Origin of the sequence: Rhizobium sp. P28RR-XV, assembly GCF_012641385.1 — a bacterium.
In the GTDB taxonomy this organism is placed as follows: Bacteria; Pseudomonadota; Alphaproteobacteria; order Rhizobiales; family Rhizobiaceae; genus Rhizobium.
The window spans coordinates 36711-49274 of the sequence record NZ_JABAIG010000022.1 but is presented as its reverse complement, the minus strand read 5'-3'; the positions used below and the strand labels follow the sequence as shown (position 1 = coordinate 49274).

The window sequence follows — 12564 nt, the reverse complement described above, 5'->3', positions numbered from 1 at the left end:
AACAAACATGGCAACCCCACTCGTCGTTTCCGAAGTCTTCAAAAGCTTCACCATGCATCTGCGCGACGGCATTCGCCTGCCTGTCGTCGCCGATGTCTCCTTCTCCGTCGCCGCGGGCGAATGCGTCGTGCTCGGCGGTCCGTCCGGCATCGGCAAGAGCTCCCTGCTGAAGATGATCTACGGCAACTACGCCGTCGACAACGGCCAGATCCTCGTCACCCACAAGGACAAGATCGTCGATCTCGCCACAGCCGACCCACGCACCGTGCTCGACGTCCGCCGTCAGACGATGGGCTATGTCAGCCAGTTCCTGCGCACGGTGCCGCGGGTCGCCGCCATCGATGTCGTCGCCGAGCCGCTGCTTGGACGCGGCGTATCAGTTGCCGATGCCCGCGACAGGGCTGCGGAACTACTCGCTCAGCTGAACCTGCCCAGGGAACTCTGGCAGCTGCCGCCCGCCACCTTCTCGGGCGGCGAGCAACAGCGCGTCAATATTGCCCGCGGCTTCATCACCGACCACGCCATCCTGCTGCTCGACGAGCCCACGGCTTCGCTCGATGCCCGCAACCGGGCCGTCGTCGTCGAGATGATCGAGCAGAAGAAGCAGGCGGGCGTTGCCCTTCTCGGCATCTTCCACGACGAAGAGGTGCGCGAGGCCGTCGGAAGCCGCATTCTCGACGTCTCGCAATTTTCGCCGAGAAAGGCCGCCGCATGAGCCGAAAATTGGGCGAGACGCCCTTCATCAGCCCGTCGGCGAGCGTCAACAATTCAACGTTCGGCCGCTACACCGAGGTCTCCGACCGCTGCCGTATCGACGAAGTTGAGATCGGCGATTATTCCTACATCATGCAGGACGGCGCGGTCTGGTGCACGACCATCGGCAAGTTCGTCAACATTGCCGCTGCCGTACGCATCAACGCCACCAACCATCCAACATGGCGCGCCGCGCTGCATCACTTCACCTATCGCGCCGCCGACTATTGGCCGGATGCCGATATGGAGAGCGATTTCTTCACCTGGCGGCGCGACCATCGCGTCGTAATCGGCCATGATGTCTGGATCGGCCACGGCGCCACCATCCTACCGGGTGTCACGGTCGGAAATGGCGCCGTCATTGGCGCAGGCGCCGTCGTCTCCAAGGACGTTGCTCCCTACACGATCGTCGGCGGCGTGCCGGCCAAGCTGATCCGCGAGCGTTTCACACCCGAGGTCGGTGCGCGCATGGATAAGCTCTCATGGTGGGATTGGGATCACGACCGCCTGCGAACGGCGCTTGCAGATTTCCGCGCCCTCTCGGCGGAGGATTTTCTGGATCGTTACGCTGCCTAGCGCAATTCAGCCTTCAGACGATCCAGTTCAGGGTCAAGAGGAGTTTTCATGGCGAAGCGGTTTTCGAGCATCGACGACCGGCTGCGCGATTTCATCGCGCGGCAACACATCTTCTTCACCGCATCCGCAACATCGGATTCCCGCGTCAACGTTTCGCCGCGCGAAACGCTTTGTCTGCGCATTATCTCCCCGAACACCGCCATCTATCTCGACCGCACCGGCAGCGGCAACGAGACCTCGGCGCATATGAAGGCCGACGGTCGGCTGACCATCATGTTCTGCGCGGTCGAGGGACCGCCGATGATCCTGCGCCTCTATGGTCGTGGCCGGATCATCCATCGATCCTCCGACGAATATCGGGAATTGCTGCACGATCACTATGCCGACGAAGAGCCGTTGGGCGCACGGCAGATCGTGCGACAGGACATCGATCTCGTCCAGACGTCCTGCGGTTTCGGCGTGCCGCTTTTTTCCTATGAAGGCGAAAGACCGAACCTCGACCAGTGGGCCAAAGCCAAGGGTCCTGACGGCATTGAGGAATATCGGCGCGAGAAGAACAGCCTCAGCATGGACGGCCTGCCGACGGGCATGTTTGACGGCTAAACTTAAAGGAAAGCTCTCAGCCGGCTAATCTTGCAAAATCGCCGGGAATTGTAACAGCAGTTACACAAAACTGACATTGGAGCTTCATGAAGCGGGACTAATCGGTTGCCTTGTGATTGGCGCCAGCCCCCTCGAAACTCCTTTCGAGACAGGGGCACGCGCCCATTCTTAGCACCGGTACCGCTAAAATTTTTGCAGCCCGGCAGCCGCGAAAGGGAAGCACTATGTTCGAACTCAGGAATGTCTCGCGCCGGTTTGGCAACAAGCTCGCTGTCGATTCCGTGACTTTGGACATACCGCAGGGACAGATGGTCGGCGTCATCGGCCGGTCCGGCGCCGGCAAGTCGACCTTGCTGCGCATGATCAACCGCCTGGCCGACCCGAGCTCCGGCTCCATCCATTTCTCCGGCGTCGAAGTTTCGAAGCTCAGAGGCCGCGCGCTGCGAAGCTGGCAGCGCGATTGCGCCATGATCTTCCAGCAGTTCAACCTCGTTCCGCGCCTCGACGTGCTTACCAACGTCATGCTCGGCCGCCTGAACCAGCGATCGACCGTCATGAGCCTTCTTTCCGTCTTCACCCGCGAGGAGCGCATCGAAGCCATCGCCGCGCTGGAACGCCTCGGCATCGAGCAGACGGCATTGCAGATGGCCGGCACGCTTTCCGGCGGTCAGCAGCAGCGCGTCGCCATCTGCCGCGCGCTGATGCAGCAGCCGAAGATGATGCTGGCCGACGAGCCGATCGCCTCGCTCGATCCGCTGAACGCCAAGATCGTCATGGACGCATTGCGAGACATCAACGAGCGTGAAGGCATTACTGTCATCACCAACCTGCACACGCTGGACACGGCCCGCAATTATTGCGAACGCATCATCGGCATGGCAGCCGGCAAGGTCGTCTTCGACGGCAAGCCAACTGATCTGACGGCCGCCGCCGTCAAGGAAATCTACGGCACCGACAAGGACGGCGCCGGCATCGACGAGACCATGACGTCGACCTCCATCAACATTGCCGATCCGGCCGCGCAAGCCGCGGAGACTGAATCTGCCGGCCCGCAACCGCTGGCACTGGCCGGTCTCTGAGAGGGACAGCCGGGATCGAAGGCCCGCGTCAAGGGCGCATTGCTTCTACCAGACCGAAGACATCCGGGGACACCGGTTAATCAGGAGACGAACCCATGTTGAAGAAAGCACTCTTTGCCGCTACGGCGCTCGCCGCGCTCGCAGCCGGCGCTGCTGCCAACGCTGCAGATCTCAAGGAATTCCGCGTCGGCATTCTCGGTGGCGAAAACGAAGCCGACCGCCTGCGCAACTATGCCTGCCTCACCGATCACCTGAAGAAGGAATTCGGTTTCGAGAAGGTTTCGCTGTTCCCGGCCGCCGACTATAACGGCGTTATCCAGGGCCTGCTCGGCGGCACGCTCGACTTCGCCGAACTCGGCGCTTCCGGCTATGCAGCCGTCGCCATCAAGGACCCGAAGGCCGTTACCCCGATCCTGACGACGCAGCAGACCGACGGTTCGACCGGCTACTACTCGATCGGCCTCGCTCTCAAGTCCTCCGGCATCAAGACGATCATGGACGCCAAGGGCAAGAAGCTCGGCTACGCCGATCCGGATTCCACCTCGGGCTACCTCGTTCCGCTGACGCAGATTCCGAAGACCACCGGCGTTCCGAACGACAAGTTCTTCGCCTCGACCCAGTTCAACGGCGGCCACGAGAACAACCTGCTCGCCGCCTATGACGGCAAGGTCGACGTTGCTGTCGACGACTCATCGGGCGTTGGCGATTTCAAGGACGGCTTCACCTCCGGTACGTTCCGCAAGGAAGTCGACAAGGGCGCAGTCGACCCGAACAAGCTCGTCGAAGTTTGGCGTTCGCCGCTGATCCCGAACGGCCCGCTCGTCGTTCGCAACGCTCTCGGCACCGAATGGCAGACGAAGCTGGCGGACTTCTTCATGAAGCTCCCGACGGCCGACGCCAAGTGCTTCAACGCCATCGAAGGCGGTGACTTCAAGGGCTACATCAAGGTTACCCCGGACTTCTACAACGCCGTCATCGACGTTCGTAAGGCTGCCATCGGCGGCTGATCCGCATTCCGATAATTGGGCGGCCGGCAACGGCCGCCCTTTTGCTATTCACCCCCTTTGCCATTCATAAGGGCAGGATTTCATGACGATCGCCGATACGCACCCGAACATGCAAAGCGCGACGCAGAGCGCCAAGGAGATCGGCGACGCCTGGAGCAAAATGGTTGCTCGCCGCCGTCTCTACACCGGCATCGGTCTCGTGATCCTGTTCGTCGCCTTCGTCAGCTCGGTGCGCTTCGCCGACGAAAACAACGCCGGGCATTTCTTTGACCGCCTGCCGCATCTCTTCGATTTCCTGAGCTGGCTCATTCCAAAGGACTGGGCCGACGTCTACCGCGCGCTCTTCGACCTGCCAAGCCCGAATGGCGCGAACGGCGCCGGTGGCGAGGAGTTCAATTTCCCACTCGGGCGCGTCTATGTCTGGGGCGATTTGTACATCCCGGAATATTTCGAACTGATGATCATCACGATCAACGTGGCGCTGGTATCGACCATCATCGGTTTCGTCTTCGCGGTGCCTTTGAGCTTCTTCGCCGCCCGCAACATGTCGCCGTCCAATCCGGTCCGTCTGGTCACGAAGCGCGTCATGGAGCTTCTGCGCGCCTTTCCGGAAATCGTCATCGCCGGCCTGTTCTCCGCGATCCTGTCGATCGGCCCGATCGCCGCCATCATCGCCGTTGGCCTGCATACGATCGGCGCGCTCGGCAAGCTGTTCTACGAAGTCGTCGAGAATATCGACATGAAGCCCGACGAGGGCGTGCGCGCGGTTGGGGCGAGCTGGAGCGAGCGCGTTCGCTTTGCCGCCCTGCCGCAGGTGCTGCCGAACTTCATGTCCTATGCGCTACTGCGTCTGGAGATCAACGTTCGCGCCTCCACCATCATCGGCGCCGTCGGCGGCGGCGGCATCGGCGAGGAGCTCAAACTTGCGATTTCGCGCGGTTTTGGCGCCAAGACGTTGGCCCTGGTGCTGCTTCTCTTCCTGACGATCATCGCCGTCGATCAGTTTTCCGCATGGCTCCGCCGCCGTCTGGTCGGCGAGCATGCCTTCCTTTTGCAGCATTGAGGTTGACCATGTCCATCATCGACGCCGGCCGTATGCAGGAAATCGAAGCGCGGTATCCGGAGGTGCTTCACCGGTCGTTCCGCCAGCGCTTCGGCGCGCTGATGATGTTCATCGGCGTCATCCTCTACGGCATCTATGCCGTATGGTTCTTCGATCTGCCCAAGGTCATCGCCGAGGCGCATTGGGAGCGCGTCGGCATCTATCTCAGCGAATGGTTCAGCTATGACGTGCAGCCGGAATTCCGCATCTCCGGCGATAAGATCAGCATCAAATATCCGCGCTTTTCGCCGCTGGGCGACAACCCGAACCCGGATTGGGTGAAGACCGCGCCCGACGGCAGCATGACCGTTTCGGTCAGCGGCACCAGCCGCATGGTGACCATCACCAAGACCCAGGCCATCCTGACGGCGCATGGCGTCACCATCCCGATCGACATCACCGGCGACGCGCCGAAGATCGTCGGCTCGCAGCCGGTACCGGGCTGGATGACCGTCTATGACGACAACATCCTCGCCAATATGGGCTTTGCCGGCGATGTCAGCATTTCCACCGACCGCGTGAAGATCCGCAAGCGTTTCATCGGTTGGGCGAATTTCGTCTTCGACACGCATTCGCCCTTCTTCGACAGGCCGGCAAGCGAAGTGATCGGCCTGATCGTCTCCGGACCGCGGCTGGACCCGGCTCAGTCCAACCTCTCGCTGGCCTTCGACAATATCTGGAACAATGGCGCCTGGCAGCATGGCGACGTTTGGAGCAAGCTGTTCCAGACCATCGTCATGGCCTTCCTCGGCACGCTGCTAGGTTCGCTCGCCGCCTTCCCGCTCGCCTTCCTGGCCGCCCGCAACATCACGCCCAACCGATTGCTCAATCAGGTGCTGAAGCGCTTCTTCGACTTCCTGCGCTCGGTCGATATGCTGATCTGGGCACTGTTCCTGACGCGCGCCTTCGGCCCGGGGCCGCTTGCCGGCAGCGGCGCGATCTTCCTCACCGAAACAGGCACGCTCGGCAAGCTCTATTCCGAAGGCCTCGAGAACATCGACAACAAGCCGCGCGAAGGCGTGAAATCCACCGGTTCCTCGACGATCCTCGCGCATCGCTACGGCATCATGCCACAGATCGTGCCCGTCATCGTCAGCCAGACGCTCTACCAATGGGAATCGAACGTGCGCGGCGCGACCATCATCGGCGCCGTCGGAGCGGGCGGTATCGGCCTAAAGCTCTGGGAAGCGATGCGCACGAACGCCAACTGGGAAAACGTCGCCTACATGGTGCTCTTGATCCTCATCGTCGTCTTCCTGTTCGACGCCGCATCCAGCGCCTTGCGCTCGCGGCTGATGGGCGCGCAGGTGAAATAAAAAGAACCAAGAAAAATCTCTGCGCATCATCATTTTGTCACGGGAATCCGGTAGCGCAGGCCGGCAAGACCGTAGCGTTCGAGCCGGCTTTAGCCGGATTCGTTTCGTTGCTGCCTTGCTGCTCTTGCGGTTTATCGCAAATCACCCAACAGTGTCTCGCGCAGCCGATTTTTCCAAGGAATGCAGCCTTGCGCTATGCTCTCTATTTCACGCCGCCCAAAGACGATCCGTTGACCTCGCTTGCCGCCCTCTGGCTGGGGCGCGACGCATTTTCCGACGAGATTTTTTCCGACAAGGCCATCGGCTCCGTGCCGGCGGATCATGCGGAACTGACGGCCGATCCGCGCCGCTATGGCTTCCATGCCACATTGAAGGCGCCCTTCGAGCTTGCCGGTTCGGTCACCGAGCGCGATCTTCTTGATGTCGCCGCCGAATTCGCCTCGCAGGCCAAGGCTTTCACCATTCCCGAACTGGTGCTTGGCCAGCTAGGGCATTTCTTCGCGCTCGTTCCGGGCTCGCTCTACCAGCCGCTGCAGGATTTCGCCTCGCGCGTGGTTAGGACTTTCGAGCCTTTCCGCGCACCGCTTTCGGATCATGATATTGCGCGGCGCAAGCCCGAGGGCCTGACCGAGCCGCAGCGTGCCAATCTGCTGCGTTGGGGCTATCCTTACGTCAACGACGAGTTCCGCTTCCATATGACCTTGACGGGGCGCGTCCCCGCCGAGCGCCAAGCCGAGATGCACGACGTCCTGCGCGAACGCTTCGCCGACCACACCGGCAAGCCGCTCGATGTTTCCGGCCTCGCCGTCTTCGTGGAAGAAGAGCGCGGTGCTCCCTTTATCGTCCGTTCCTGGCTGCCGCTTGCCAGCGCCTAATATGAAAGACCTGACATGACCAAAGAAACCGTCCTTTCCAACGCCCGCGTCGTCCTCGAAGACAGGATCGTCGAAGGTTCCGTGCTCATCCGTGACGGTCGCATTGCCGGCATTTCCGAAGGCAAATCCACCATCGGCGAGGATTTCGAGGGCGATTATCTGATCCCCGGTCTGGTCGAACTGCACACGGACCATCTGGAAGCCCATTACTCCCCGCGCCCAGGCGTGCGTTGGAACAAGACGGCGGCCATCCAAGCCCATGACGCCCAGATCGTTACCTCGGGCATTACGACCGTATTCGACTGCCTGCGCATGGGCTCGGACGCAGACGACGGATTCGAAAAGGGCGAAATGCGCGATATGGCCGACGCCATCCAGGCGGCCCAAGGCGAAGATCGCCTGCGCGCCGATCACCTGATCCACCTGCGCTGCGAAGTCTCTTCCGACAACGTCCTCGATCACTTCCAGGATTTCGAGAAGGATCCTTATGTGCGCCTGGTCTCGTTGATGGACCACGCGCCGGGACAGCGCCAGTTCCAGACCATGGACCAGTACATTTTCTACTATCAGAAGAAGCGCGGGCTCAGCGACGAAGCCTTTGCCAAGTTTGTCGCCAAACGCCAGGAAGAATCAGCCAAATACGCGAAGCCGAGCCGCGACGCGATTTCCAAGGTCTGCGCCGAACGCGGCATAACGGTCGCCAGCCATGACGATGCGACGCTCGCCCATGTCGACGAAGCCATCAACTACGGGGTTCGCCTGGCGGAGTTTCCGACCAGCATCGATGCAGCCAAGGCTTCCCACGGCGCCGGCATGAGCGTGCTGATGGGTGCCCCCAACATCGTGCGCGGCAAATCGCATTCGGGCAATATCGCCGCCCGTGATCTCGCCGAGCTCGGCGTGCTGGACGTGCTTTCCTCCGACTACGTGCCGCTCAGCCTGCTGCATGCGCCCTTCATCCTCGCGGACGAAGTCGAGGGCATTTCGTTGCCGCAGGCGATCGCCATGGTGACCGCAACGCCGGCAAGGACGGTCAGCCTCAACGACCGCGGCCGCATCGCTGAGGGCTTGCGCGCCGATCTCGTGCGCGTCCGCCGCGATCACGGCGTTCCGGTCACGCGATCGGTATGGCGAGAAGGACGCCGGGTCGCATGAGCCCGGAAGCCAACATCAAGCCAGCTAATAATGGCTTGTCGGATACCGCTGCGGGCACGCTGGCTGTCGTCGTCGGCCCGAGCGGCGCCGGCAAGGATACGCTGATGAATCTGGCTGCCCGGCATTTCGCCGGCCGGCCGGATGTCCACTTCGTTCGCCGCGTCATCACGCGCGACGGCGATGCCGGCAACGAGGATCATAGAAGCGTTTCGGAAGCAGATTTCGATGCCATGGAACAGGCCGGCGTCTTCGCCGTCTCTTGGGAAGCGCATGGCCTGAAATACGGCATTCCGGCCGAAGTCGCCGACGAACTTGCCCGCGGCAATCTCGTCATCGCCAATGGCTCGCGCTCGGCGCTGCATCATTTCCAGGCCGCATTTCCGCGGCTGAAGGTCATCAACATCACGGCGACGCGCGAAGTGCTGGCCGAGCGGCTGATGGCGCGCGGGCGCGAGAGCCGCGAAGATGTGTTGAAGCGTCTGGAGAGAAGCGCGCTGACCGTCCAGGGCAGCTATGATGTCGCCGATATCGACAATAGCGGCACGCTCGAAGAGGCCGAAGGCGTCATCATTTCGGTGCTCGAAGCGCTGATCGCAAGATAAAGACGGTTTGTGCCGCACCTGCAGAGACAAACTCACGGTGCAACGCCCCTCAACCTGCGCTTCGCGCGTCCTTTTCTCCAATGGAGAGAAGGTGGGGATTTGCCGCACGCCCCCGTTTTTCCTTCTCCCCTCGGGGAGAAGGTGGCCCGAAAGGTCGGATGAGGGGGTGCCCCACTATGAGGGCTGGCCTCCTCACTCTACCCGGACTACCTCAGTGCGCCTCATCCCAATTGTGGGCAGCGCGCGCGTCGACTTTCAGCGGCACCGCCATGTCGACCGCCGGCATGGCGGCATTTTCCATGACCGAGACGATGATTGGCGTTGTCCGCTCGACATCGGCATCCTCGACTTCGAAAATCAGTTCGTCATGCACCTGCAAGAGCATGCGCACGCGATCGCCAAGTCCAGCGGCGGCCAGCGCCGGTTCCATCTTGATCATGGCGCGGCGGATGACATCGGCGGCCGATCCCTGGATTGGCGCATTGATCGAGGCGCGCTCGTTGAAGGCACGGACGGAGGGATTGGAGGAACGGATTTCCGGAAAATGGATGCGGCGACCGAAGATGGTCTCGACATAGCCCTTATCGCGCGCTGCCTGCTTGGCGCCTTCCATGTAATCGCGGATGCCGGGGAAGCGCTCGAAATACTTCTTGATGTAATCGCCTGCTTCCGATCGCTCGATGGAGAGCTGGTTGGCGAGGCCGAAGGCGGAGATGCCGTAGATGATACCGAAGTTGATCGCCTTGGCGCGGCGGCGCACCTCGCTAGGCATGCCATCTACCGGCACGCCGAACATTTCGGATGCGGTCATCGCGTGAATATCGATGCTATCTTCGAAGGCCTGCTTGAGCTGCGGGATATCGGCGACATGCGCCAGCACGCGCAGTTCGATCTGGCTGTAATCAGCTGAGACGAGCTTGTGGCCCGGCGTCGAAATGAAGGCGGTGCGGATCTTGCGGCCTTCCGCTGTGCGCACCGGGATATTCTGCAGGTTCGGCTCGGAGGACGACAGGCGTCCCGTTGTGGTCGAGGCCAGCGAATAGGAGGTGTGAACGCGCTTTGTCTCAGGATGGACGTAGCTCGGCAGGGCATCCGTATAGGTGGATTTCAGCTTGGTGAGCTGTCGCCAGTCGACGATCTTGCGCGGCAGTTCGAAGCCGGCGGCCGCCAGATCCTCCAGCACCTGCGCCGAGGTCGACCATTGCCCGGTCTTGGTCTTGCTACCGCCTGATAATCCCATCTTGCCGAAGAGGATATCGCCGAGCTGTTTCGGTGAGCCGATGTTGAAGCGTTCGCCGGCCAGCGTATAAATCTCGTCTTCCAGCCGAGCGGCGCCCTGCGCCAGCTCACCGGAAAGGCGAGAGAGGATCTGCCGGTCGATCGTGATGCCGCGCTCCTCCATATGGGCAAGCACCGGCACCAGAGGCCGTTCCAACCGCTCGTAGACGACTGAGAGTTTTTCTGCCGCAAGTCGTGGTTTCAGCACCAGCCAGAGACGCAGCGTGACATCCGCATCTTCGGCGGCATAGGCGGTGGCGCGGTCGATATCGACGAGATCGAAGGTGACGTTGGATTTGCCGCTGCCGGCCACATCCTTGTAGGCGATCGGCTTGTGGCCGAGCCAGCGCTCGGAGAGACTGTCCATGCCGTGCGTGGCGTTGGAGCCGCCATCGAGCACATAGGACAGGAGCATCGTGTCATCGAACGAGCGCGTCTCGATGCCATAGCGCTTCATCAGCAGATAGTCGTATTTGAGGTTCTGCGCAATCTTCAGGATGGAGGCATCCTCGAGCAGATCCTTCAGGCGAGCCAGCGCATCGCGAAGCGGAATCTGGTTGTCCGCCAGTCCGCCGCCGAGCAGATCGCCGACCCCGGTCTTGTGGCTGAGGGGGACATAGGCCGCGCGAATGGTAGCGCCGGTGGGATCGTTGCGGTTGTCCGCGATCGCCAGCGAAAAGCCGACGATTTCCGCCTGCATGACATCGAGCGACGTCGTCTCGGTATCGAAGGCGACGATGCCGGTCTCGCGCGCATCGGCGATCCATTGATCGAGGACGGCGATATCGCGAATAGTCACATATTTCGAATGATCGAACGGCGCGTTCGCGAAACTCGCCGCGCGGGCCTTGGCAAGGTCTTCGGGTTCAGCCGTGCTTTCGGATGCCAGCCGCGCCTTGGCGGATGGCGCCGGGACGGTGGCGCCTTCGGCCTCGACCGTGCTGCCGGCGACAAGGTCGACATTCTCGCCGACATCGAGATCGGGGCCATGGGCGGCTTCGCCCCATTCGATCTTGACGACGGACGGCTCGATCACTGCTGCATCGCAGTCGCAGGCCTCCGCCACGCGCCGCGTCAGCGTGGTGAATTCCATGGTCTTCAGGAAGCCGATCAGCTTCGGGCCGTCCTGGGGTTCCAGCATCAGGGTATCAAGCGACAATTCCAGCGGCACATCGGTTCTAAGCGTCACCAGCTGGCGGGAAATGCGGGCAAGCTCGGCATTGGCGATGATGTTTTCACGGCGCTTCTGCTGCTTGATCTCGCCGGCGCGGGCGAGCAGCGTGTCAAGATCGCCAAACTCCTCCAGAAGCTGCGCTGCCGTCTTCGGGCCGATGCCGGGAATGCCGGGGACATTATCGACGGAGTCGCCGGTCATCGCCTGCAGGTCGATCATCTTGTCCGGCGGCACGCCCCATTTCTCGACGACATCGGGAATGCCGATCTGCTTGTCCTTCATGCTGTCATACATGTGGACCATGGGCGTGACGAGCTGCATCAGGTCCTTGTCGGACGAGATGATCGTCACGTCGGCGCCGGTCGCCTCGGCCTGACGGGCATAGGTGGCAATGATATCGTCCGCCTCGAAGCCGTCGGTCTCGATGCAGGGCAGGTTGAAGGCGCGGGTCGCCTCGCGGATAAGGCCGAATTGCGGGATCAGCTCCTCCGGCGGCGCCGAGCGATTGGCCTTGTATTCGGGGAAGATATCCTTGCGGAAGGTCTTCGACGAGTAGTCGAAGATCACGGCGAAATGCGTCGGCGTTACACCCACGGAGGTATCGCGCGCCGAGGTCAGCAGCTTCCACAACATATTGCAGAAACCGGAGACGGCGCCGACGGGCAATCCGTCGGACTTTCGCGTCAGCGGCGGCAGGGCATGAAAGGCCCGGAAAATGAAACCGGAGCCGTCGACGAGGAAAAGATGATCACCTTTTTTCATGGAAGCATGGATAGCGTGGCGCACTTCCAACGTCCATATAAACTTCTGCTTTTGCAGTCTGTGGAAAGAGCGAAATCTCTCACTGAAACGTTACTAAATTTTAATCAATCTAATCTGCGTATTCCCTTGAAAAACCACATTCGCAACCTCAAATCATGTTCACCGGCGATTGATTTGCCGAGGGTCTGACAACCGGCCTGTCCCCCGCCATGTCAGACTTGGACAAAGGCCTATCCCCTCTCCGGGCCTTTGTCCCCCCTTTTTACGAGCCGCCATGGCGAA

Annotated in this window: 11 protein-coding genes; 10 read left to right on the top strand and 1 reads right to left on the bottom strand. The window is 61.4% G+C overall.

Features of this window, described 5'->3' with window-relative positions; genetic code table 11:
- Nucleotides 1-7 precede the first annotated feature (7 nt).
- From phnL to phnN, 10 genes are all read left to right on the top strand, one after another.
- Nucleotides 8-715 (top strand): phosphonate C-P lyase system protein PhnL, encoded by a 708-nt coding sequence (phnL, locus tag HGP12_RS31195; RefSeq protein ID WP_168843798.1) that lies wholly within the window; start codon nt 8-10, stop codon nt 713-715.
- Nucleotides 712-1329, top strand: a complete 618-nt coding sequence (locus HGP12_RS31190; RefSeq protein WP_168843799.1) for a DapH/DapD/GlmU-related protein — start codon at nt 712-714, stop codon at nt 1327-1329. Before phnL ends, HGP12_RS31190 begins: the two co-directional genes overlap by 4 nt.
- 48 nt (nt 1330-1377) lie before the next feature.
- Nucleotides 1378-1932, top strand: a complete 555-nt coding sequence (locus HGP12_RS31185; protein ID WP_168843800.1) for a pyridoxamine 5'-phosphate oxidase family protein — start codon at nt 1378-1380, stop codon at nt 1930-1932.
- A gap of 224 nt (nt 1933-2156) precedes the next feature.
- The gene (gene phnC, locus HGP12_RS31180; RefSeq protein WP_168843801.1) at nt 2157-3011 is read left to right on the top strand and encodes a phosphonate ABC transporter ATP-binding protein; all 855 of its coding nucleotides are present in this window, start codon (nt 2157-2159) and stop codon (nt 3009-3011) included.
- A 95-nt stretch (nt 3012-3106) separates the two neighbouring features.
- Nucleotides 3107-4018: a phosphonate ABC transporter substrate-binding protein gene (gene phnD, locus HGP12_RS31175; protein ID WP_168843802.1), complete on the top strand. Its 912-nt coding sequence runs from the start codon at nt 3107-3109 to the stop codon at nt 4016-4018.
- Between the two features lie 82 nt (nt 4019-4100).
- Nucleotides 4101-5081, top strand: a complete 981-nt coding sequence (gene phnE / locus HGP12_RS31170; RefSeq protein ID WP_168843803.1) for a phosphonate ABC transporter, permease protein PhnE — start codon at nt 4101-4103, stop codon at nt 5079-5081.
- 8 nt (nt 5082-5089) lie between these two features.
- Complete coding sequence (gene phnE / locus HGP12_RS31165) at nt 5090-6436, top strand: phosphonate ABC transporter, permease protein PhnE (protein WP_168843804.1); 1347 nt, start codon at nt 5090-5092, stop codon at nt 6434-6436.
- A gap of 188 nt (nt 6437-6624) precedes the next feature.
- Nucleotides 6625-7311 (top strand): DUF1045 domain-containing protein, encoded by a 687-nt coding sequence (locus tag HGP12_RS31160; protein ID WP_168843805.1) that lies wholly within the window; start codon nt 6625-6627, stop codon nt 7309-7311.
- A gap of 15 nt (nt 7312-7326) precedes the next feature.
- Nucleotides 7327-8466 carry an alpha-D-ribose 1-methylphosphonate 5-triphosphate diphosphatase gene (locus HGP12_RS31155; RefSeq protein WP_168843806.1) on the top strand — a complete coding sequence of 380 codons (1140 nt, stop codon included), beginning with the start codon at nt 7327-7329 and terminating at the stop codon, nt 8464-8466.
- Nucleotides 8463-9068: a phosphonate metabolism protein/1,5-bisphosphokinase (PRPP-forming) PhnN gene (phnN, locus tag HGP12_RS31150; RefSeq protein WP_168843807.1), complete on the top strand. Its 606-nt coding sequence runs from the start codon at nt 8463-8465 to the stop codon at nt 9066-9068. The genes HGP12_RS31155 and phnN overlap by 4 nt, the downstream gene beginning before the upstream one ends.
- 211 nt (nt 9069-9279) lie before the next feature.
- Here phnN and polA read toward each other — a convergent pair whose 3' ends face one another.
- The gene (gene polA / locus HGP12_RS31145) at nt 9280-12282 is read right to left on the bottom strand and encodes a DNA polymerase I (RefSeq protein ID WP_168843808.1); all 3003 of its coding nucleotides are present in this window, start codon (nt 12280-12282) and stop codon (nt 9280-9282) included.
- Nucleotides 12283-12564 lie beyond the last annotated feature (282 nt).

What these genes read in the sequence shown, in the direction of transcription:
- phnL (WP_168843798.1), top strand. Translation starts at nt 8, where the DNA reads ATGGCAACCCCACTCGTCGTTTCCGAAGTCTTCAAAAGCTTCACCATG.
- HGP12_RS31190 (WP_168843799.1), top strand. Translation starts at nt 712, where the DNA reads ATGAGCCGAAAATTGGGCGAGACGCCCTTCATCAGCCCGTCGGCGAGC.
- HGP12_RS31185 (WP_168843800.1), top strand. Translation starts at nt 1,378, where the DNA reads ATGGCGAAGCGGTTTTCGAGCATCGACGACCGGCTGCGCGATTTCATC.
- phnC (WP_168843801.1), top strand. Translation starts at nt 2,157, where the DNA reads ATGTTCGAACTCAGGAATGTCTCGCGCCGGTTTGGCAACAAGCTCGCT.
- phnD (WP_168843802.1), top strand. Translation starts at nt 3,107, where the DNA reads ATGTTGAAGAAAGCACTCTTTGCCGCTACGGCGCTCGCCGCGCTCGCA.
- phnE (WP_168843803.1), top strand. Translation starts at nt 4,101, where the DNA reads ATGACGATCGCCGATACGCACCCGAACATGCAAAGCGCGACGCAGAGC.
- phnE (WP_168843804.1), top strand. Translation starts at nt 5,090, where the DNA reads ATGTCCATCATCGACGCCGGCCGTATGCAGGAAATCGAAGCGCGGTAT.
- HGP12_RS31155 (WP_168843806.1), top strand. Translation starts at nt 7,327, where the DNA reads ATGACCAAAGAAACCGTCCTTTCCAACGCCCGCGTCGTCCTCGAAGAC.
- phnN (WP_168843807.1), top strand. Translation starts at nt 8,463, where the DNA reads ATGAGCCCGGAAGCCAACATCAAGCCAGCTAATAATGGCTTGTCGGAT.
- polA (WP_168843808.1), bottom strand. Translation starts at nt 12,282, where the DNA reads ATGAAAAAAGGTGATCATCTTTTCCTCGTCGACGGCTCCGGTTTCATT.